The sequence below is a fragment of the Pseudomonas sp. NPDC077649 genome, from assembly GCF_044542855.1.
In the GTDB taxonomy this organism is placed as follows: Bacteria; Pseudomonadota; Gammaproteobacteria; order Pseudomonadales; family Pseudomonadaceae; genus Aquipseudomonas.
Genome location: NZ_JBITVF010000005.1, coordinates 168411 through 188398, shown reverse-complemented (window position 1 = coordinate 188398; position 19988 = coordinate 168411). Strand labels below are relative to the sequence as shown.

17 protein-coding genes are annotated in these 19988 nt (G+C 67.4%); 13 read left to right on the top strand and 4 right to left on the bottom strand.

Annotated elements, in window-relative coordinates; translation table 11 throughout:
- Positions 1-8 precede the first annotated feature (8 nt).
- From gatA to ACIGFL_RS16725, 5 genes are all read left to right on the top strand, one after another.
- The gene (gene gatA / locus ACIGFL_RS16745; RefSeq protein WP_397497920.1) at positions 9-1460 is read left to right on the top strand and encodes an Asp-tRNA(Asn)/Glu-tRNA(Gln) amidotransferase subunit GatA; all 1452 of its coding nucleotides are present in this window, start codon (positions 9-11) and stop codon (positions 1458-1460) included.
- 11 nt (positions 1461-1471) lie between these two features.
- On the top strand, positions 1472-2920 hold the full coding sequence (gatB, locus tag ACIGFL_RS16740) for an Asp-tRNA(Asn)/Glu-tRNA(Gln) amidotransferase subunit GatB (RefSeq protein ID WP_397497919.1): 1449 nt from the start codon (positions 1472-1474) through the stop codon (positions 2918-2920).
- Positions 2921-2995: 75 nt separating this feature from the next.
- Positions 2996-3430: a septal ring lytic transglycosylase RlpA family protein gene (locus ACIGFL_RS16735; RefSeq protein ID WP_397497918.1), complete on the top strand. Its 435-nt coding sequence runs from the start codon at positions 2996-2998 to the stop codon at positions 3428-3430.
- Between the two features lie 90 nt (positions 3431-3520).
- Positions 3521-4615, top strand: a complete 1095-nt coding sequence (locus ACIGFL_RS16730) for a calcium/sodium antiporter (RefSeq protein ID WP_397497917.1) — start codon at positions 3521-3523, stop codon at positions 4613-4615.
- Positions 4616-4617: 2 nt separating this feature from the next.
- Positions 4618-4998 (top strand): carboxymuconolactone decarboxylase family protein, encoded by a 381-nt coding sequence (locus tag ACIGFL_RS16725; RefSeq protein WP_397497916.1) that lies wholly within the window; start codon positions 4618-4620, stop codon positions 4996-4998.
- Positions 4999-5086: 88 nt separating this feature from the next.
- On the opposite strand, the gene ACIGFL_RS16720 is transcribed toward ACIGFL_RS16725, so the two are convergent.
- From ACIGFL_RS16720 to ACIGFL_RS16710, 3 genes are all read right to left on the bottom strand, one after another.
- The gene (locus tag ACIGFL_RS16720; RefSeq protein WP_397497915.1) at positions 5087-6028 is read right to left on the bottom strand and encodes an AEC family transporter; all 942 of its coding nucleotides are present in this window, start codon (positions 6026-6028) and stop codon (positions 5087-5089) included.
- Between the two features lie 277 nt (positions 6029-6305).
- A complete protein-coding gene (locus ACIGFL_RS16715) occupies positions 6306-6866 on the bottom strand; it encodes a response regulator transcription factor (protein ID WP_021443216.1) in 561 nt (186 codons plus the stop codon).
- 12 nt (positions 6867-6878) lie between these two features.
- Positions 6879-8132 carry an ATP-binding protein gene (locus tag ACIGFL_RS16710; protein WP_021443217.1) on the bottom strand — a complete coding sequence of 418 codons (1254 nt, stop codon included), beginning with the start codon at positions 8130-8132 and terminating at the stop codon, positions 6879-6881.
- A 248-nt stretch (positions 8133-8380) separates the two neighbouring features.
- Between ACIGFL_RS16710 and ACIGFL_RS16705 the strand changes: the two genes are divergently transcribed.
- The 8 genes from ACIGFL_RS16705 (at position 8381) to ACIGFL_RS16670 (ending at position 18396) form a co-directional block, all read left to right on the top strand.
- Positions 8381-9928, top strand: a complete 1548-nt coding sequence (locus ACIGFL_RS16705) for an ABC transporter ATP-binding protein (RefSeq protein WP_397497914.1) — start codon at positions 8381-8383, stop codon at positions 9926-9928.
- Positions 9929-9939: 11 nt separating this feature from the next.
- Positions 9940-11037: an ABC transporter permease gene (locus tag ACIGFL_RS16700; protein WP_397497913.1), complete on the top strand. Its 1098-nt coding sequence runs from the start codon at positions 9940-9942 to the stop codon at positions 11035-11037.
- A 17-nt stretch (positions 11038-11054) separates the two neighbouring features.
- Positions 11055-11981, top strand: coding sequence for an ABC transporter permease (locus tag ACIGFL_RS16695; RefSeq protein WP_397497912.1), 927 nt, complete (start codon positions 11055-11057; stop codon positions 11979-11981).
- Positions 11982-12149: 168 nt separating this feature from the next.
- Entirely contained in the window at positions 12150-13505 is a 1356-nt protein-coding gene (locus ACIGFL_RS16690) for an 8-oxoguanine deaminase (RefSeq protein ID WP_397497911.1), read from the top strand.
- 255 nt (positions 13506-13760) lie between these two features.
- On the top strand, positions 13761-14843 hold the full coding sequence (locus ACIGFL_RS16685; protein ID WP_397497910.1) for a BMP family ABC transporter substrate-binding protein: 1083 nt from the start codon (positions 13761-13763) through the stop codon (positions 14841-14843).
- A gap of 150 nt (positions 14844-14993) precedes the next feature.
- Complete coding sequence (locus ACIGFL_RS16680; RefSeq protein ID WP_397497909.1) at positions 14994-15959, top strand: 2-oxoglutarate and iron-dependent oxygenase domain-containing protein; 966 nt, start codon at positions 14994-14996, stop codon at positions 15957-15959.
- A 175-nt stretch (positions 15960-16134) separates the two neighbouring features.
- On the top strand, positions 16135-17082 hold the full coding sequence (locus tag ACIGFL_RS16675; protein WP_397497908.1) for an adenosine deaminase: 948 nt from the start codon (positions 16135-16137) through the stop codon (positions 17080-17082).
- Positions 17083-17154: 72 nt separating this feature from the next.
- Positions 17155-18396 (top strand): TIGR03862 family flavoprotein, encoded by a 1242-nt coding sequence (locus ACIGFL_RS16670; protein WP_397497907.1) that lies wholly within the window; start codon positions 17155-17157, stop codon positions 18394-18396.
- A 188-nt stretch (positions 18397-18584) separates the two neighbouring features.
- Here ACIGFL_RS16670 and ACIGFL_RS16665 read toward each other — a convergent pair whose 3' ends face one another.
- The gene (locus tag ACIGFL_RS16665; protein ID WP_397497906.1) at positions 18585-19928 is read right to left on the bottom strand and encodes a DEAD/DEAH box helicase; all 1344 of its coding nucleotides are present in this window, start codon (positions 19926-19928) and stop codon (positions 18585-18587) included.
- Positions 19929-19988: the final 60 nt, after the last annotated feature.

Genomic DNA, 19988 nt, shown 5'->3' with positions numbered 1-19988 from the left:
GGCCTGACATGCATCAACTGACCCTGGCCGAGATCGCCCGCGCACTCGCCGCCAAAGAATTCTCCGCCGAAGAGCTGAGCCGCAGCCTGCTGGCGCGCATTGCGCAGCTCGATCCGCAGCTCAACAGCTTTATCACCGTCACCAACGATCTCGCCATCGAGCAGGCCAAGGCCGCCGACGCCCGTCGCGCCGCCGGCGAGAGCGGCGCCCTGCTCGGCGCGCCGATCGCCCACAAGGACCTGTTCTGCACCAAGAACGTGCTGACTTCCTGCGGCTCGAAGATCCTCACCGGCTTCAAGGCGCCCTACGACGCCACCGTGGTGGAAAAGCTCGCAGCCGCCGGCTCCGTGACCCTGGGCAAGCTGAACATGGACGAGTTCGCCATGGGCTCGGCCAACGAATCCAGCCACTACGGCCCGGTGAAGAACCCCTGGGACCTCTCCCGCGTACCCGGCGGCTCCAGCGGCGGCAGCGCCGCCGCGGTGGCCGCGCGCCTGCTGCCGGCCGCCACCGGCACCGACACCGGCGGCTCGATCCGCCAGCCGGCGGCGCTGACCAACCTCACCGGGATCAAGCCCACCTACGGCCGAGTTTCGCGCTGGGGCATGATCGCCTACGCCTCCAGCCTCGATCAGGGCGGCCCGCTGGCCCGCACCGCCGAGGACTGCGCCCTGCTGCTCGGCGCCATGGCCGGCTTCGATGCCAAGGACAGCACCAGCGTCGAGCAGCCGGTGGACGACTACCTGGCCGCCCTGAGCCAGCCGCTGGCCGGCCTGCGCATCGGTCTGCCGAAGGAATACTTCGGCGCCGGCCTCGACGCGCGTATCGGCGAGAAGGTGCTGGCCGTGGTCGAGGAGCTGAAGAAGCTCGGCGCCACGGTGAAGGACATCTCGCTGCCGAACATGCAGCACGCCATCCCCGCCTACTACGTGATCGCGCCGGCCGAGGCCAGCTCCAACCTGTCGCGCTTCGACGGCGTGCGCTTCGGCTACCGCTGCGAAAACCCGGTCAACCTCGAAGACCTGTACAAGCGCTCGCGCGGCGAAGGCTTCGGCGCCGAGGTCAAGCGGCGCATCATGGTCGGCACCTACGCGCTGTCGGCCGGTTACTACGACGCCTACTACATCAAGGCGCAGCAGATCCGCCGGCTGATCAAGAACGACTTCGTCGCGGCCTTCCAGGATGTCGACCTGATCCTCGGCCCGACCACGCCGAACCTGGCCTGGAAGCTCGGCGAGAAGAACGCCGACCCGGTGTCCGCCTACCTGGAAGACATCTACACCATCACCGCCAACCTGGCCGGCATCCCCGGCCTGTCGATGCCGGCCGGCTTCGTCGATGGCCTGCCGGTGGGCGTGCAGCTGCTCGGCAACTACTTCCAGGAAGGCCGCCTGCTGAATGTCGCGCACCAGTACCAGCAGGTCAGCGACTGGCATAAACAAGCACCGAGCGGCTTCTGAGGACGACAAAGATGCAATGGGAAACAGTCATCGGGCTCGAGATCCACGCTCAGCTCAGCACCCAATCGAAGATCTTCTCGGCTAGCGCCACCAGCTTCGGCGCCGAGCCCAACACCCAGGCCAGCCTGATCGACCTCGGCATGCCCGGCACCCTGCCGGTGCTCAACGCCGAGGCGGTGCGCATGGCGGTGAAGTTCGGCCTGGCGATCGACGCGCACATCGCGCCGCAGAACGTCTTCGCCCGCAAGAACTACTTCTATCCGGACCTGCCCAAGGGCTACCAGACCAGCCAGATGGAGCATCCCATCGTCGGCAAGGGCCATCTGGACATCAGCCTGGAAGACGGCACGGTCAAGCGCATCGGCATCACCCGCGCGCACCTGGAAGAGGACGCCGGCAAGAGCCTGCACGAAGACTTCCACGGCATGAGCGGCATCGACCTCAACCGTGCCGGCACGCCGCTGCTGGAGATCGTCTCCGAGCCGGATATCCGCTCGGCCAAGGAGGCGGTGGCCTATGTCAAGGCCATCCACGCCCTGGTGCGCTACTTAGGGATTTGCGACGGCAATATGGCCGAAGGCTCGCTGCGCTGCGACTGCAACGTCTCCGTACGGCCCAAGGGCCAGGTCGAGTTCGGCACCCGCGCCGAGATCAAGAACGTCAACTCCTTCCGCTTTATCGAGAAGGCGATCAACCACGAGATCCAACGCCAGATCGAGCTGATCGAGGACGGCGGCCAGGTGGTGCAGGAAACCCGCCTGTACGACCCGAACAAGGACCAGACTCGCTCCATGCGCAGCAAGGAGGAAGCCAACGACTACCGCTACTTCCCCTGCCCCGACCTGCTGCCGGTGGTGATCGAGCCAAGCTTCCTCGACGAGGTGCGCGCCAGCCTGCCGGAGCTGCCGGTGCAGAAGCGCGAGCGTTTCGAGAGCCAGTTCGGCCTGTCCACCTACGACGCCACGGTGCTGGCCGCCAGTCGCGAGCTGGCCGACTACTTCGAGGCGGTCAATGCCGTGTGCGGCGACGCCAAGCTGGCCGCCAACTGGGTGATGGGCGAGCTGTCCAGCCTGCTCAACAAGGACAACCTGGAAATCGAGCAGTCGCCGGTGTCCGCCGAGCAGCTGGGCGGGATGATCCTGCGCATCAAGGACAACACCATCAGCGGCAAGATCGCCAAGATGGTGTTCGAGGCCCTGGCGGCCGGCGAAGGCACCAGCGCCGATGAAGTGATCGAGAAGAAGGGCCTCAAGCAGGTCACCGACTCCGGCGCCATCGAGAAGATGCTCGACGAAGTGCTGGCGGCCAACGCCGAGCAGGTCGAGCAGTACCGCGCCAGCGACGAAGCCAAGCGCGGCAAGATGTTCGGCTTCTTCGTCGGCCAGGCGATGAAGGCCTCGAAAGGCAAGGCCAACCCGGGGCAAGTGAACGAACTGCTGAAGAAGAAGCTCGAAGGCTGAGCCGGATCGGCTCGCTTGCCACAGCTGTAACGACGCCGGGCTTGCCCGGCGTTCGTTTACCTGGAGAACCAGACGATGCTCATTTGTAACCCGGATGCAATCCGGGAATCCTTGCGCCCCCGGATTGCATCCGGGCTACAGGCTGTCGTCGTGCTCGGCCTGCTCGCCGTGCTCGCCGGCTGCTCCACCTTCGGCAGCGGCATCGGCAGCGGTAGCGGTGCCACGGAGACCGGCAAGGCCTCCTACTATGGCGACCGCCACCATGGTCGCAAGACCGCCAGCGGCGAGCGCTTCGACCAGCACGCGCTGACCGCCGCGCACCGCAGCCTGCCGTTCGGCACCCGGGTGCGGGTCACCAATCTGAGCAACGAACGCAGCGTGGTGGTGCGCATCAACGACCGCGGCCCCTTCGTGCGCGGGCGCATCATCGACGTCTCGCGCGCCGCCGCCGAACGCCTGGGCATGCTGCGCGCCGGCGTGGTGCCGGTGCGGGTCGAGCAACTGAAGTGAAACAGGACTGGTAACAAATAGCGCCCCCGCCCCTCTGGCGCGGCGATACGCCATCGCTACACTAGCCGCATTTTTCCCGGAGCCCCCGCAATGACAATGATGACCTACGTCTACCTGATCGCCGGCCTGGTGCTGCTGGTCGCCGGCGCCGAAGTGCTGGTACGCGGCGCCGCCAAGCTGGCCGCGCAGTTCGGCATCCCGCCGCTGATCATCGGCCTGACCGTGGTGGCCTTCGGCACCAGCGCGCCAGAAACCGCGGTCAGCGTGCAGTCGGCGATCAACGGCAGCGGCGACCTGGCGATCGGCAACGTGGTCGGCAGCAACATCGCCAACGTCCTGCTGATTCTCGGCCTGACCGCCCTGGTCGCACCGCTGATCGTCTCGCGCCAGCTGATCCGCCTCGACGTGCCGATCATGATCGGCGCCAGCCTGGTGACCTTCGCCCTGGCCTGGGACGGCGAACTGAGCCGCCTCGACGGCGCCCTGCTGTTCGCCGGCGTGCTGGCCTACACCGGCTTTCTGATCTACAGCGCCCGCCAGGACAAGGGCAGCGCAGACGACGAGTTCGCCAAGGAATTCGGCCTGAACGAACCGGCCAAGCCCCATGCCTGGGTGGTCAACCTGGGCCTGATCGTCGCCGGCCTGGTGCTGCTGGTGGGCGGCTCCAACCTGCTGGTCGAAGGCGCCGTGCAACTGGCCCGCGCCCTCGGTCTGTCGGAGCTGGTGATCGGCCTGACCGTGATCGCCGTCGGAACCTCGCTGCCGGAACTGGCCACCTCGATCATCGCCGCCTTCAAGGGCGAGCGCGACATCGCCGTGGGCAACATAGTCGGCAGCAACATCTTCAACCTGCTGTGCGTGCTGGGCCTGGCCTCGCTGGTGGCGCCGGCGGCGATTTCCGTGTCGCCCAACGCCCTGGCCTTCGACTTCCCGGTGATGATCGCGGTGGCCGTGGCCTGCCTGCCGATCTTCTTCGCCGGCTACCGCATCAACCGCTGGGAAGGCGCGCTGTTCCTCGCCTACTACGCGGCCTACACCGGCTACCTGGTGCTGTTCGCCACCGGCCGGCCGTTCGCCCAGACCTTCGGCGAGGCGATGATCGGCTACGTGCTGCCGCTGACCGCCGTGACCCTGGCGATCATCGCCGTGCGTGCCTGGCACAAGCAGCGCGGCCAGGAGATCTGAACATGAGCGACAACCACGAGCAGGGTCTCAAGGTACGTCGCGAGGTGATGGGCGACGCCTTCGTCGAGCGCGCCCAGGGCAACGCCACCGCGTTCACCCAGCCGCTGCAGGACTTCGTCAACGAGCACGCCTGGGGCGGCGTGTGGACCCGTGACGGCCTGCCGCGCGCCACCCGCAGCCTGATCACCCTGGCCGCGCTGACCGCGCTGAAGTGCCCGCAGGAACTCAAGGGCCACGTGCGCGGCGCGCTGAACAACGGCTGCACGGTGGAGGAAATCCGCGAGACCCTGCTGCACTGCGCGGTCTACGCCGGCGTGCCGGCCAGCATCGACGCCTTCCGCGCGGCGCAGGAAGTGATCGAGGACTACCAGCGCAGCACTTGAGCTGGACATGCGGCCGTGGGAGGGGCTTCAGCCGCGAACCCAGCGAGGGTCGCCGCTGCAGCCCCTCCCACGGGCGGCCCGCCGCTCGCTAGATCCAGCCGCCCCATTGCAATAGCAACAGCCCGATGTTGGTGGTCACCACCGCCGCCAGCGTGGTGATCACGATGATCGCCGCCGCCAGTTCGTGGTTGGCGCCCACGGCGCGGGCCATGACGAAGCTGGCCGCCGCCGTGGGGCTGGCGAAGTAGAGGAAGAGGATCGCCAGATCCGCCTCGCGAAAGCCGTACAGCCAGGCGCCCGCGGTTGCCAGCAGCGGCAGCCAGACCATCTTCATCAGGCTGGAACTCAGTGCCGTGCCGCTGCTGCGGCGCAGCGAGGCCAGGCTGAGGGTGCCGCCGATGCAGATCAGCGCCAGTGGCAGGGTCATCTGCGCGAAGTACTCGGCCGAGGTCAGCAGCCAGTCCGGCAACGCGATCCGCCAGTAGGCGAAGGGAATCGCCAGCAACACGCCGATGATCAGCGGATTGCGCAGGATGCTCCTGGCGATGGCCAGCGGCCCGGTCTTGGCGCCGGGGCTGTAGATGGCCAGGACGATGGCCGAGAGCACGTTGTAGCAGAGGATCACCACCCCGCCGAGCACCGCCCCCAGGGACAGGCCGTAGTCGCCGTAGAGGCTGGTGGCCAGGGCCAGACCGACGATGCCGTTGTTACCGCGAAAGGCGCCCTGGGTGTAGATGCCGCGATCCTCGAAGGGGATGCGCCAGATCGCCCAGCCCCAGGCCAGGACGAAGCACACCAGGGTGGCAGCGACGAAGAACAGCAGCAGCGCCGGCTGCAGGGCGCTGCCCAGATCGGCCCGGACTATGCCGAGAAACAACAGGGTCGGCATGGTGCCGCGAAACACCAGGCTCGAGGCGGTATCGATAAAGGTGCGGTCGATCCAGTGCAAGCGCTTGAGCGCCACGCCGAGAAACAGCATGGCGAATACCGGCGCGGTGATGGCGAGGGTTTGCTGGACGACGGCGAACATGGCGATCCCGGCGGGGGTTGTATGACGACCTATGTTAGCCGGCTAACAATTTTTCGGCCATGGCCAAGGCAAGGCCTCCCACAGGCGTAAAGCCTTTCACTTGAGCATCAGGTCGTCTCGCCCTCCGGACTACGACGCCCTCAGTCGCAGGGCGGACTCAGCCTTGTAGGGTGGGCTTTAGCCCACGCGGACCACCGTTGGTGGGCTAAAGCCCACCCTACGCGCTAGGAATCAATCCGGGCTACGGGCCTTGGCCTGGTGCGCGCGGCGAGCGGCGTCAGCGCCGCACGGGACGCTTCTGCAACTTGCGCTGCAGGGTACGGCGGTGCATGCCGAGGGCGCGGGCGGTGGCGGAGATATTGCCTTCGTGCTCGGCCAGCACGCGCTGGATATGCTCCCACTGCAGGCGATCCACCGACATCGGGTTTTCCGGCACCAGGCTGTCGAGGTCGGCGTGTTCGGAGAGCAGCGCGGTGAGCACGTCGTCGGCGTCGGCCGGCTTGCACAGGTAGTTGGCCGCGCCGCGCTTGATCGCCTCCACCGCGGTGGCGATGCTGGAGTAGCCGGTGAGGATCACCACGCGCATCTCCGGATCGAGCTCGAGCAGCTTGGGCAGCAGCACCAGGCCGGAGTCGCCTTCCATCTTCAGGTCGACCACGGCGTAGTCGGGCAGGTCTTCCCTGGCCAGGGCCAGGCCCTCGTCGGCATTGGCCGCGGTGGACACGCGCAGGCCGCGGCGGCTCATGGCGCGGGCCATGACGCGGGTGAAGGTGGGATCGTCGTCCACCAGCAGCAGGTGCGGTTGCTCTTCGCCGTCGAACAGGGATTCGTCGCTCATGGTTTTTCCTTGTCAGGCCACGCCATAGGCTCGCGGCAACTTCAGTTCGGTGAGGGTGCCGCCTTCCTCATGGTTATACAACTTAACCGTGCCGCCGGCACGGGTCACGCTGGCCTGGCTGAGAAACAGGCCGAGGCCGAAGCCCTTGCCCTTGGTGGTGAAGAATGGCCGGCCGAGCTGCTCGGCGATCGCCAGCGGCACGCCGGCGCCGTGGTCGCGGATGCTCAGGCGCAGCCACTGGTGATCCCAGTCGAGGCGGATGTCGAGTTTGTCCGGGCAGGCGTCGGCGGCGTTGTTGAGCAGGTTGAGCAGCGCCTGGGTCAGGTCGGCCGGCGGCATCAAGCGCGGCGGCGTGCCGCGGCCCAGGCACTGGTAGCGGTAGCTGGCCTCAGGGCGCATCAGGTGCCAGCGATTGAGGGTGGTTTCCAGCCACTCGACGCAGGACTGCTCGACCACCGCCTGGCGCCGGTCCGCCTCGGCGGCGCGCACCAGTTGCTGCAGGGTGTCCTTGCACAGCTTGACCTGTTCCTGCAGCAGCGCCAGATCGTCCTGCAGCGCCGGCCTGTCGCGGTACTCCTGGCGCAGCTCCTTGAGCAGCACGCTCATGGTCGCCAGCGGCGTGCCCAGCTCGTGGGCGGCGCCGGCGGCCTGGGTGGCCACGGCCAGCAGTTGCTGGTCGCGCAGGCTCTCCTCGCGGCGCTCGGCGCGCAGCTCGTCCTGGCGGCGCAGCTCCTCGGCCATCTTGGCGACGAAGAAGGTGATCAGCGCCGCGGACAGGGCGAAGCTCAGCCACATGCCGTAGACCAGCAGGCTCTCACGCGCCGCCGGCAGCTCCAGCGGATGGGTCCACACCAGCAGCAGGGTGTAGCCGGCCAGCGCCAGGCCGGCGAGGACGATGGTGAACAGCCACGGCAAGGTCGCCGCGGCGATGGTTAGCGGCACCAGGTAATAGGAGACGAAGGGGTTGGTCGAGCCGCCGGTGTAATACAGCAACACGCTGTGGATGATCAGGTCGCAGGCCAGCTGCACCGCGTATTCCAGCTCGGTGACCGGCCACGGGCCACGCAGCCGCAGGGCGGTGCCCAAGCACAGCAGCAGCGACACGCCGAGGGTCGCCGACAGCTCCAGCCAGGGCAGCGGCAGCATCCCCGACTTGTAGGCAAGCCCCACCGAACCGGCCTGGGCGGCCAGCACGAGGATACGGATCAGGGTCAGCCGCCAGAGGTTCTGGCGGCTGGCGGACAGCAACTGCACGGGTTCGAGCATGACAACTCCCTAGGTGCGCGGAGTATAACCAAGCCCGACGCGGCCTTCCGCCGCTGCGGCAACCGGCCGCATGCGGCGCCGCCGCGCCTGCTTCTGGTGCGTGCCGCCTGGTCGCGGCATGGCGTCGCACCAGCCCGGGGCGGCGCGCGCCGATAGGGCAACGGAGGCAACCCGCCGCCAGGCTTTTCTGACTCCATGGCCAGGTTTTTGCTTTGACTCCGCTCGCCTCCTATCGACGAGCGATTTCCATGTCCGCCCCACCCAATGCCCCACGCCTGCAGCTGACCGCCATCAGCAAGCGCTACCCCGGCTGCCTGGCCAACGACCGTATCGACCTGACCATCGCCCCCGGTGAGATCCGCGCCCTGCTCGGCGAGAATGGCGCCGGCAAGAGCACGCTGATGAAGATCATCTACGGCGTCACCCAGCCCAGCAGCGGCGAAATCCGCTGGCAGGGCGAGCGACTGGCGATGCGCGACCCGGCCATGGCACGCGGCCTGGGCATCGGCATGGTGTTCCAGCATTTCTCGCTGTTCGAGACCCTCACCGTGGCCGAGAACATCGCCCTGGCCAAGGGCGCGCAGGCTGGTACGCCGAAGCAGCTGGAGGCGAAGATTCGTGAGGTGTCGCAGTGCTATGGCATGGCGTTGGAGCCAACCCGGTTGGTGCACAGCCTGTCCATCGGTGAGCGCCAGCGGGTGGAGATCGTGCGTTGCCTGATGCAGGACATCAAACTCTTGATCCTCGATGAGCCCACCTCGGTACTGACCCCGCAGGAGGCCGACGAGCTGTTCGTCACCCTGCGCCGCCTGGCCGCCGAGGGCTGCAGCATCCTCTTTATCAGCCACAAGCTCGGCGAGGTGCGCGCGCTGTGCCAGAGCGCCACTGTGCTGCGTGGCGGCCGCGTATCCGGCCATTGCCGGCCGGCCGAGTGCTCGGATCTAGAGCTGGCGCGGTTGATGGTCGGCGATGCCGAGGGCCTGGAAAGCAGCTACCCGAAAGTCAGCGGCGGCCTGCCACGGCTACGCGTCGATGACCTCAGCTGGCACAACCCCGACCCGTTCGGCTGCTCGCTCGAACACCTTCGCCTGGAGGTGCGCAGCGGCGAGATCGTCGGCATCGCTGGAGTGGCCGGCAATGGCCAGGACGAATTGCTCGCCCTGCTCAGCGGCGAAACCCGCCTACCGCGTGGCGAACGCGAGCGGGTCAGCATCGATACCGCGCCCGTGGCCAATCTGCACCCGGATGCGCGCCGTGGGCTTGGCCTGGCCTTCGTGCCGGCAGAACGCCTCGGCCATGGCGCCGTGCCGGAGATGAGCCTGGTGGACAACGCCCTGCTCACCGCCTTCGGCCAGGGCCTGGTCAAGGGCGGCCTGGTGCAGCGCGGCAAGGTGCGCGCACTGGCCGAGGAAATCATCCGCCGCTTCGCAGTGAAGACGCCGAATGCCGATACCGTGGCGCGCAGCCTGTCCGGCGGCAATCTGCAGAAATTTATCCTCGGCCGCGAGATTCTGCAGAACCCGAAACTGCTGGTGGCCGCGCACCCGACCTGGGGCGTGGACGTCGGCGCGGCCGCCGCCATCCACCGCGCGCTGATCGCCCTGCGCGATGCCGGCGCGGCGATCCTGGTGATCTCCGAAGACCTCGACGAGCTGCTGCAGATCAGCGACCGCATCGGCGCGCTGTGCAGCGGACGGCTGTCGCCGCTGGCCGATACCGCGCAGGTCTCCAGCGTAGACGTCGGCCGCTGGATGGCCGGTGAATTCGATCAACCCGCCGCCGCTGCGGCCTGCTGACGGAGCCCGTCATGCTGCTATCCCTGCAACCGCGCGGCCAGGCGTCGCGCCCCATGCTCTGGCTGTCGCCGCTGCTGGCCGCCGTGCTGACCCTGGTCAGCGGTGTGCTGCTGTTCACCCTGCTCGGCCATGACCCGCTGGAAACCCTGCACACCCTGCTGATCGCCCCGGTCAGCGACTGGTACGGCGTGTCCGAACTGCTGGTCAAGGCACTGCCGATTCTGCTCTGTGCCCTCGGCTTGGCGGTGGCCTACCAGGCGCGCATCTGGAACATCGGCGCCGAAGGCCAACTGCTGATCGGCGCCCTCGCCGGCAGCGCCATGGCCCTGCAACTGATCGACTGGGACAGCCGCTGGGCGCTGGCCTGGGTAGTGCTGGCCGGCACCTGCGCGGGTGCGGCCTGGGCCGGGCTCACCGCCTGGTTGCGCACGCAGTTCAACGCCAACGAAATACTCACCAGCATCATGCTCAACTACATCGCGCTGAACCTGCTGCTGTTCTTCGTGCATGGCCCGCTGAAGGACCCGGCCGGTTTCAACTTCCCCGAGTCGGCCATGTTCGGCGATGCCAGTCGCCTGCCGCTGGTCAGCGAGGACGGACGCCTGCACGGCGGCCTGTACCTGGCGCTGCTGGCCCTGGTGGCGGTGTGGGTGCTGCTGCACAAGAGCTTTCTCGGCTTCCAGATCAAGGTACTCGGCCTGGACAGCCGCGCCGCCGGCTTCGTCGGCTTTCGCGAGAAGCGCCTGGTGTGGTTCGCCCTGCTGGTCAGCGGCGCCCTGGCCGGTCTGGCCGGCGTCGGCGAAGTGGCCGGCCCCATCGGTCAACTGGTGCCGCAGGTCTCGCCCGGCTACGGCTACGCGGCGATCACCGTGGCCTTTCTGGGGCGCCTCAATCCGCTCGGCATCGTCGCTGCCAGCCTGCTGATGGCGCTGCTCTACCTGGGCGGCGAGAACGCGCAGATGAACCTCAACCTGCCGCAGGCGATCACCCAGCTGTTCCAGGGAATGATGCTGTTCTACCTGCTGGCCTGCGACGTGCTGATCCTCTACCGGCCACGGCTGAAGTGGAAATGGGCACGCCGCGAAACGCTTGCCGAAGCCACCACCTGAACGCCAAGGAAATCCCCATGGATCTCGATCTGCTGACCAATATCTTCTACGCCATGGTGCGCACCGGCACACCGCTGCTGCTGGTGGCCCTGGGCGAGCTGGTGTGCGAGAAAAGCGGCGTGCTCAACCTCGGCCAGGAAGGCATGATGCTGTTCGGCGCAGTGATCGGCTTTATCGTCGCCTTCAGCACCGGCAGCCTGTGGCTGGGCGTGCTGCTGGCGATTGCCGCCGGCATGCTGCTGTCGCTGCTGTTCGCTGCCGTGGCACTGGGCTTCAACGCCAACCAGGTGGCCACCGGCCTGGCCCTGACCATCTTCGGCGTCGGCCTGTCCACCTTCGTCGGCGCCGCCTGGGTCGGCAAGCCGCTGAGCGGCTTCGAGCCCATCGTCATTCCAATGCTGTCCGATATCCCGCTGATCGGGCGCATGCTGTTCGCCCAGGACGTGCTGATCTACCTGTCCTTCGCCCTGTTCGCCCTGGTGGCCTGGGTGCTGCTGAAAAGCCGCATCGGCCTGATCATCCAGGCCGTCGGCGAGAACCCGGACGCCGCCAGCGCCATGGGCCTGCCGGTACTGCGCGTGCGCACCCTGGCGGTGCTGTTCGGCGGCGCCATGGCCGGCCTGGCGGGCGGCTACCTGTCGCTGGCCTACACGCCGATGTGGGCGGAAAACATGACCGCCGGGCGTGGCTGGATCGCCCTGGCGCTGGTGGTGTTCGCCAGCTGGCGGGTGCTGCGCGTGCTGCTCGGCGCCTACCTGTTCGGCCTGGCCAGCATCCTCCACCTGGTGGCGCAGGGCATCGGCCTGTCGATCCCGTCGAACCTGCTGGCCATGCTGCCTTACGTCGCCACCATCCTGGTGCTGGTGCTGCTCTCGCGCGATGCGATCAAGACCCGGCTGTATGCACCGGTGTCGCTGGGCCAGCCGTGGCAGCCGGGGCATTGAGATGAATGACGGTGCGCGCGGCCGGTAGGGTGCGCCGCGCACCGAACATTGCCCCTGACCCCAGAGTCAGCTATCGTGCGCCGCACGTCGATTCCGACGCACCTGGATCAGCAGACAGGGTCAACACTGAGCTGGCTTACCTGACATCAACCTCAGAGGAGCCTGCTCATGGCAGCTACCCGTATCTGGATCAAGAACCCTCTCGCCATCTTCACCGCCAACGACCTGGACGCTTCCGGCGGTCTGGTGATCGAGGGTGGCCGCATCACCGAAGTGCTCAGCAAAGGCCAGCAGCCGTCAACAGCCTGCGAGCAAACCTTCGATGCCCGCGAGCATGTGCTGCTGCCGGGCCTGATCAATACCCACCATCACTTCTACCAGACCCTCACCCGCGCCTGGGCGCCAGTGGTCAACCAGCCGCTGTTCCCCTGGCTGAAGACGCTCTACCCGGTCTGGGCCAGGCTCACCCCCGAGAAACTGGCCCTGGCCAGCAAGGTGGCGCTGGCCGAGCTGCTGCTGTCCGGCTGCAGCACGGCTGCCGATCACCACTACCTGTTCCCCGGCGGCCTGGAGCATGCCATCGACGTACAGGTCGAGGCGGTGCGCGAACTGGGTATGCGCGCCATGCTCACCCGCGGTTCGATGAGCCTGGGCGAAGCCGACGGCGGCCTGCCGCCGCAGCAGACGGTGCAGCAGGGCGAGGTGATCCTGGCGGACAGCCAGCGCCTGATCGGCCAGTATCACCAGCGCGGCGAAGGCGCGCAGATCCAGATCGCCCTGGCGCCCTGCTCGCCCTTCTCGGTGACCCAGGCCATCATGCGCCAGAGCGCCGAACTGGCCGAAGAACTGGACGTGCGCCTGCACACCCACCTGGCCGAAACCCTCGACGAGGAAGACTTCTGCCTGCAACGCTTCGGCCTGCGCACTGTGGATTACCTGGACAGCGTCGGCTGGCTCGGCCCGCGCACCTGGCTGGCTCACGGCATCCACTTCAACCCTGACGAAATCGCCCGCCTCGGCGCCGCCGGCACCGGCATCTGCCATTGCCCCAGCTCCAACATGCGCCTGGCCTCGGGCATCTGCCCCAGTGTCGAGCTGGAGGCCGCCGGTGCGCCGCTGGGCCTGGGCGTCGACGGCTCGGCCTCCAACGATGCGTCGAACATGATCCTCGAGGCGCGCCAGGCGCTGTATATCCAGCGCCTGCGCTACGGCGCCGAGCAGATCACCCCGCAACGCGTGCTCGGCTGGGCCAGCAAGGGCTCGGCGAAATTGCTGGGGCGCAGCGATATCGGCGAACTGGCGGTGGGCAAGCAGGCCGACCTGGCGCTGTTCAAGCTCGACGAGCTGCGCTTCTCCGGCAGCCACGATCCGCTCTCCGCGCTGCTGCTGTGCGGCGCCGACCGCGCCGACCGGATGATGATCGGCGGCACCTGGCGCGTCATCGACGGGCAGATCGAGGGGTTGGACTTGGCGCAGCTGATCGCCGATCACCGTCAGGCGGCGAAGCAGCTGATCAACGGTTGAGGACGCCCGAGCAGTGAGCCGTGCGCACCGCATCACGACGGTGTGCACGGCACACACTACCGGCCAAAGACGCCACATCTCGCACCACAACGCAGCACCTGCACATCCTGCGCACCAATAGCGCTCCGCCATCTTCCCACCCCTTGCCCGCCAGGGCTTTCGCCACGGCTATCTGTCTTGTTGGTCAGCTTTTTGCAGTCAGGGGATCAGCCAACCAACGGCCATCCCGACACCAAGACTGGAGCTGCACCCACCATGCACAAGAAGAGCAAGAAACCGCTGCTGCGCACCCTCGTCGCCGCCCTGGGCTTTGGCGCCATGCTCAGCGCCTCCGCCGCCGACCCGCTGAAGGTCGGCTTCGTCTACATCGGCCCCATCGGCGACCACGGCTGGACCTACCAGCACGAGCAGGGCCGCCAGGCGCTGATCAAGGAGCTGGGCGACAAGGTCAGCACCAGCTTCGTCGAGAACGTGCCGGAAGGCGCCGACGCCGAGCGGGTGATCCGCAACATGGCCAAGGGCGGCTACGACCTGATCTTCACCACTTCCTTCGGCTACATGAACCCGACGCTGAAGGTGGCCAAGCAATTCCCCAAGGTGACCTTCGAACACGCCACCGGCTACAAGCAGGACAAGAACCTCGCCACCTACCTGTCGCGCTCCTACGAGGGGCGCTACGTCGGCGGCTTCCTCGCGGCGAAGATGACCAAGACCAAGAAGGTCGGCTACGTCGCCTCCTTCCCCATCCCCGAGGTGATCCGCGACATCAACGCCATCCAGCTAGCCCTGGACAAGTACAACCCGGGCACCGAGATCAAGGTAGTGTGGGTCAATACCTGGTTCGATCCGGGCAAGGAATCCGACGCCGCCAACGCGCTGATCGACCAGGGCGTGGACGTGATCTTCCAGCACACCGACAGCCCGGCGCCGATCCAGACCGCCGAGCGGCGCGGCGTCTATTCCGTGGGTTATGCCTCGGACATGGCCCACTTCGGGCCCAAGGCCGTGCTCACCTCCATAGTCAACGACTGGGGCCCGCACTACGTCAAATCCACCCAGGCGGTGCTCGACGGCAACTGGCAGAGCCAGGACTTCTGGGGCGGCCTGGCCGAGGACACCATCGAGCTGCCGATCAGCGACCTGGTACCGAGTGAGGTGAAGGCCGAGGCCGAGCAGATCATCGCCGACATCAAGAGCGGCGCCTTCCACCCCTTCACCGGGCCGATCAAGGATCAGAGCGGCGCGGTACGCATCGCCGAAGGCGTGAGCGCGACCAACGCCGAGCTGGCCGCGATGAACTACTACGTGGAAAACCTGAAGGCCGAGTTGCCGCAGTAAGCGGCTGGCGGGTTTCACCCGCCGCCTTGCAACTACCGATGCCGTCCCTGTTTATCTCAGCAGAACCGCATCCCCGTGGCGCCGGTCTTCGGCGCCACGTACCGCTGCCCTGGGTACGAGAAGACTCGCAGCACCGCCCCCGGAGCTTTTATGCACAGCCTACCCCTTATCGATATCGCCCCTCTGTACAGCAACGACGCGTCGGCCTGGCCTGCCGTGGCCGAACAGATCGACCGCGCCTGCCGCGACTGGGGCTTCTTCTATATCGTCGGCCACCCCATCAGCAATGAGCGCATCGACGCCCTGCTGAGCGCGGCGAAGCGCTTCTTCGCCCTGCCGGCCGCGGAAAAACTCAGCATCGATATCACCCAGACCGCTCATCACCGTGGCTATGGCGCCATCGCCACCGAGCAGCTCGACCCGAGCAAGCCGAGCGACCTGAAGGAAACCTTCGACATGGGTTTCCATATGCCGGTGGATCATCCGGATGTCGTGGCCGGCAAACCGCTGCGCGGGCCGAATCGCCACCCGGCTCTACCCGGCTGGGCCGCGCTGATGGAGCAGCACTACGCCGACATGCAGGTGCTGGCCAAGACCCTGCTGCGCGCCATGGCCATGGCCCTGGACATCGCGCACGACTTCTTCGACGCGCGCTTCCATGAGCCGATCAGCGTGCTGCGCCTGATTCACTACCCGCCGCGCCACACCGCCAGCAGCAGTGACCAGCAGGGCGCCGGCGCGCATACCGATTACGGCTGCATTACCCTGCTCTACCAGGACGATGCCGGCGGCCTGCAGGTGCGCAGCCGCGACGGCCAGTGGATCGACGCGCCGCCAATCGCTGGCAGCTTCGTGGTCAATATCGGCGACATGCTGGCGCGCTGGAGCAACGACCGTTACACCTCCACCCCGCACCGGGTGATCAGCCCGCTGGGGGTGGATCGCTACTCCATGCCCTTCTTCGCCGAGCCGCACCCGGACACCCTGATCGACTGCCTGCCGAACTGCTCCAGCGCGGACAACCCGGCCAAGTACCCGCCGGTGACCAGCGCCGCGTACCTGCTGTCACGCTTCGCCGATACCTATACCTATCGGCGTGAGGAGGCACAGGGCTGATTGCAGCGTAGGGTGGATGACGCTCTTTTCATCCACCGCTCGTGCAGCCGGAACGAACGTTGTGGTGGACATGAAAAGCGAAGTCCACCCTACGCAGCGGGCCATGCGGCACAGCGCGATCCTGTCCCAGCGGTTAAACTTGGCCGCACCGCAAGCCTGACGACGAGAACCGACCATGCCCGAATGGCTCAACGCCCTGCCCAAGGCCGAACTGCACCTGCACCTGGAGGGCTCGCTGGAGCCCGAGCTGCTGTTCGCCCTGGCCGAACGCAACCAGATCGCCCTGCCCTGGGCCGATGTCGAGGCCCTGCGCGCGGCCTATGCCTTCAACAACCTGCAGGAATTTCTCGACCTGTATTACGCCGGCGCCAACGTGCTGCGCAGCGAGCAGGATTTCTACGACCTGACCTGGGCCTACCTGCAACGCTGCAAGGCGCAGAACGTCATCCACGTCGAACCCTTCTTCGACCCGCAGACCCACACCGACCGCGGCATTCCCTTCGAGGTGGTGCTGCGCGGTATCCAGCAGGCGCTGCGCGACGGCGAGCAGCAACTGGGCATCAGCCATGGCCTGATCCTCAGCTTCCTGCGTCACCTGCCCGAGGAAGAGGCGTTCAGGACCCTGGAACAGGCCATGCCGTTCCGCGACGCCTTTATCGGCGTCGGCCTCGACAGTTCGGAAAAAGGCTTCCCGCCCCGGCTGTTCCAGCGGGTGTTCGCCAAGGCGCGCAGCGAAGGCCTGCACGCGGTGGCGCATGCCGGCGAGGAAGGCCCGCCCGAGTACATCTGGGAGGCGCTGGATCTGCTCAAGGTCAAACGCATCGACCACGGCGTGCGCGCCAGCGAGGACGAGCGGCTGATGCAGCGCCTTATCGACGAGCAGATCCCGCTGACCGTCTGCCCGCTGTCGAACATCAAGCTGTGCGTGTTCGAGCATATGGGCCAGCACAACATCCTCGAGATGCTCGAACGCGGGGTGAAGGTGACGGTGAACTCGGACGACCCGGCCTACTTCGGCGGCTATGTCGGCGAGAACTTCGCCGCCCTGCACCAGCATCTGGGCATGAGCGAGGAGCAGGCCAGACGCCTGGCGCAGAACAGCCTAGACGCGCGCCTGGCCTGATGCCGCAGGGCTCCCCCCGAGCCCTGCCCCTTCCGCTAGAATGCGCCCTTTCCTCGCCCCGCCGGTCGCCGCATGTCCGCCATCCCTGCCCCCACCGCTCCCCTGGTCGCCATCGTCGGCGGCGGCCCCGCCGGCTTGATGGCCGCCGAGGTGCTGGCCCGCGCCGGGGTGCGCGTCGAGCTGTACGACGCCATGCCCTCGCTGGGCCGCAAGTTTCTCCTGGCCGGGGTCGGCGGCATGAATATCACCCACTCGGAACCGAAGGACGCCTTTGTCGGCCGCTACGGCGAACGTCAGCGGGAAGTCGCGGCGCTGCTGCAGGACTTCGACGCCGACGCCCTGCGCGCCTGGATTCACGACCTGGGCATCGACACCTTCGTCGGCACCTCCGGGCGCGTGTTCCCCACCGACATGAAGGCCGCGCCGCTGCTGCGCGCCTGGCTGCGCCGCCTGCGCGAACTCGGTGTGACCCTGCACACCCGCACCCGCTGGCTGGGCTGGAACGACGACGGCAGCCTGCGCCTGGCCACTGCCGACGGCGAACGCCGGCTCGCGGCCGACGCCTGCCTGCTGGCTCTGGGAGGCGGTAGCTGGCCGCGACTGGGCTCCGACGGCGCCTGGACGACGCTGCTGCAGGCGCGCGGCGTCGAGGTGGCGGCGCTGCAGCCGAGCAACTGCGGTTTCGAAGTCGCCGGCTGGAGCGAGCACCTGCGCGGCAAGTTCGCCGGCGCGCCCCTGAAGAACGTCGCCCTGCGCCTGCCCGGTGAGGACGCACGGATCGGCGAGTTCGTCCTCACCGAGGGCGGCGTCGAAGGCAGCCTGGTCTACGCCTTCTCTGCCGCCATTCGCCGCGCCATCGGGGCCGAGGGCCAGGCGGTGATCAGCCTCGACCTGCTGCCGCAGACGCCGCTGGCCAAGCTGCAGCAGGCGTTGGGCAAGCCGCGCGGCAAACACTCCATGGCCAAGCACCTGCAGCGCCAGGCCGGTCTGGACGGCGTCAAGGCCGCCCTGCTGCGCGAGCTGGCGCCGGCCGCCGCCTTCGTCGATCCGCCCGCCCTGGCGTCCTGGATCAAGGCGCTGCCGCTCACCCTGCTGCGCCCACGGCCGCTGGCCGAGGCGATCAGCAGCGCCGGCGGGGTACCCTTCGAGGCGCTCGATGACGGCCTGATGCTCAGGGCGCTGCCCGGGGTGTTCTGCGCCGGCGAAATGCTCGACTGGGAGGCGCCCACCGGCGGCTACCTGCTCACCGCCTGCTTCGCCAGCGGCCGGGTGGCGGCGCAGGGTGTGCTCGACTGGCTGAAGATCCCGCTGTAGAAGCCCGCTTGCGGACGATCCGCTTAGTGCGAGCACCGATCGCCCGCAAGCGGGCTGCTACAAAACGATCGAGGCAGTTTGTAGCCCGGATGAAATCCGGGGCATATCGGCGCAACGCCCCGGATTGCATCCGGGCTACGGCTCTAGGTTTCTTGTGCCATGGCCGCGAGCGTTTCCAATAAGCGCCCCTACTTCTTGCCACCCTTGGGCTTGCCGCCGAAGCTCGGCACCTTGCGCACCGCCTTGGCCTTGGGCTTGGCATCCTCTTCCTCGAACCAGCGGCCGAGGTGGATATTGCCCCTGCCGGCCGGCTTGGCCGCGCCGGGGATGAGTTTCTGCTTGGGCTTCTTCGGTTTCTTCAGCACCTGGCCGCCAACCGCCGTCAGCGGTACGCGGTGGTCGGGGATGAAATCAGGCTCGTCGACGCGCTTGATCAGCTGCTGGGTGAGGTTCTCGATGGCCGCCAGCTGCTCCACCTCGTCGGCGCACACCAGCGAGATCGCCTCGCCCGTGGCGCCGGCGCGGCCGGTACGGCCGATGCGGTGCACGTAGTCCTCGGCGTTGATCGGCAGATCCAGGTTGACCACCAGCGGCAGGTCGTCGATATCCAGCCCGCGCGCGGCCACGTCGGTGGCCACCAGCACCTGCACCTCGCCGGCCTTGAAGCGCTCCAGCGCACGCAGGCGCGCCGGCTGCGGCTTGTCGCCGTGGATCGAGTCGGCGGCCACACCGATGGCCAGCAGCTCCTGTTCGAGCTGATCGACGCCCTTGCGCGTCTTGGCGAATACCAGCACCTGGCCCCAGCGTTTTTTCTGCAACAAGTGCAGAAACAGCTCGCCCTTGCGCTTCTTGTCCACCGGGATCAGCCACTGCTTGACGCTCTTGGCCGCGGCGTTGCGCGGGCTGACCTCGACCGACAGCGGGTCGCGCAGCAGCTCGCCGGCCATCTGCCGGATAACGTCGGAGAAGGTGGCGGAGAACAGCAGGGTCTGGCGCTTTTTCGGCAGCGCGCTGAACAGCTCGTCCAGCTCGCGGGCAAAACCCAGGTCGAGCATGCGGTCGGCCTCGTCGAGCACCAGGCACTGCAGCTGGTTGAACCTGACCGCGTTCTGCCGGTACAGGTCGAGCAACCGCCCCGGCGTGGCCACCAGCACGTCGACGCCCTTGCGCAGCTTCATCATCTGCGGGTTGATGCTGACCCCGCCGTACACCGCGTAGCAGCTCAGCGGCAGGTGCTGGCCGTAGACCAGGAAGCTCTGCAGCACCTGCTCGGCCAGCTCGCGGGTCGGCGCCAGCACCAGCGCGCGCACCGAGTTGCTCGCCACCTGCGGGCCTTCCAGGGTCAGGCGCTGCAACAGCGGCAGGGCGAAGCCGGCGGTCTTGCCGGTGCCGGTCTGCGCCGCGGCCATCAGGTCGCGGCCCTTGAGCACGGCGGGAATCGCCTGGCTCTGCACCGGGGTCGGGGTCTGGTAGTCGAGGCCGGCGAGGCTGCGCAGCAGCGGCTCGATCAGGCCGAGGGAGGCGAAGGTCATTGGAGGCAACCGGTCGAAAAGAAACAGGCGCGCAGTTTACCCGGTCTGCGCCCATGGCAG

Excerpts from the sequence above, each read along its gene's own strand:
- ACIGFL_RS16725 (WP_397497916.1), top strand. The coding sequence starts at position 4,618 with ATGAGCGACAACCACGAGCAGGGTCTCAAGGTACGTCGCGAGGTGATG.
- ACIGFL_RS16700 (WP_397497913.1), top strand. The coding sequence starts at position 9,940 with ATGCTGCTATCCCTGCAACCGCGCGGCCAGGCGTCGCGCCCCATGCTC.
- gatA (WP_397497920.1), top strand. The coding sequence starts at position 9 with ATGCATCAACTGACCCTGGCCGAGATCGCCCGCGCACTCGCCGCCAAA.
- ACIGFL_RS16680 (WP_397497909.1), top strand. The coding sequence starts at position 14,994 with ATGCACAGCCTACCCCTTATCGATATCGCCCCTCTGTACAGCAACGAC.
- ACIGFL_RS16685 (WP_397497910.1), top strand. The coding sequence starts at position 13,761 with ATGCACAAGAAGAGCAAGAAACCGCTGCTGCGCACCCTCGTCGCCGCC.
- ACIGFL_RS16690 (WP_397497911.1), top strand. The coding sequence starts at position 12,150 with ATGGCAGCTACCCGTATCTGGATCAAGAACCCTCTCGCCATCTTCACC.
- ACIGFL_RS16720 (WP_397497915.1), bottom strand. The coding sequence starts at position 6,028 with ATGTTCGCCGTCGTCCAGCAAACCCTCGCCATCACCGCGCCGGTATTC.
- ACIGFL_RS16735 (WP_397497918.1), top strand. The coding sequence starts at position 2,996 with ATGCTCATTTGTAACCCGGATGCAATCCGGGAATCCTTGCGCCCCCGG.
- ACIGFL_RS16695 (WP_397497912.1), top strand. The coding sequence starts at position 11,055 with ATGGATCTCGATCTGCTGACCAATATCTTCTACGCCATGGTGCGCACC.
- ACIGFL_RS16730 (WP_397497917.1), top strand. The coding sequence starts at position 3,521 with ATGACAATGATGACCTACGTCTACCTGATCGCCGGCCTGGTGCTGCTG.
- ACIGFL_RS16670 (WP_397497907.1), top strand. The coding sequence starts at position 17,155 with ATGTCCGCCATCCCTGCCCCCACCGCTCCCCTGGTCGCCATCGTCGGC.
- ACIGFL_RS16665 (WP_397497906.1), bottom strand. The coding sequence starts at position 19,928 with ATGACCTTCGCCTCCCTCGGCCTGATCGAGCCGCTGCTGCGCAGCCTC.
- gatB (WP_397497919.1), top strand. The coding sequence starts at position 1,472 with ATGCAATGGGAAACAGTCATCGGGCTCGAGATCCACGCTCAGCTCAGC.
- ACIGFL_RS16675 (WP_397497908.1), top strand. The coding sequence starts at position 16,135 with ATGCCCGAATGGCTCAACGCCCTGCCCAAGGCCGAACTGCACCTGCAC.
- ACIGFL_RS16710 (WP_021443217.1), bottom strand. The coding sequence starts at position 8,132 with ATGCTCGAACCCGTGCAGTTGCTGTCCGCCAGCCGCCAGAACCTCTGG.
- ACIGFL_RS16715 (WP_021443216.1), bottom strand. The coding sequence starts at position 6,866 with ATGAGCGACGAATCCCTGTTCGACGGCGAAGAGCAACCGCACCTGCTG.
- ACIGFL_RS16705 (WP_397497914.1), top strand. The coding sequence starts at position 8,381 with ATGTCCGCCCCACCCAATGCCCCACGCCTGCAGCTGACCGCCATCAGC.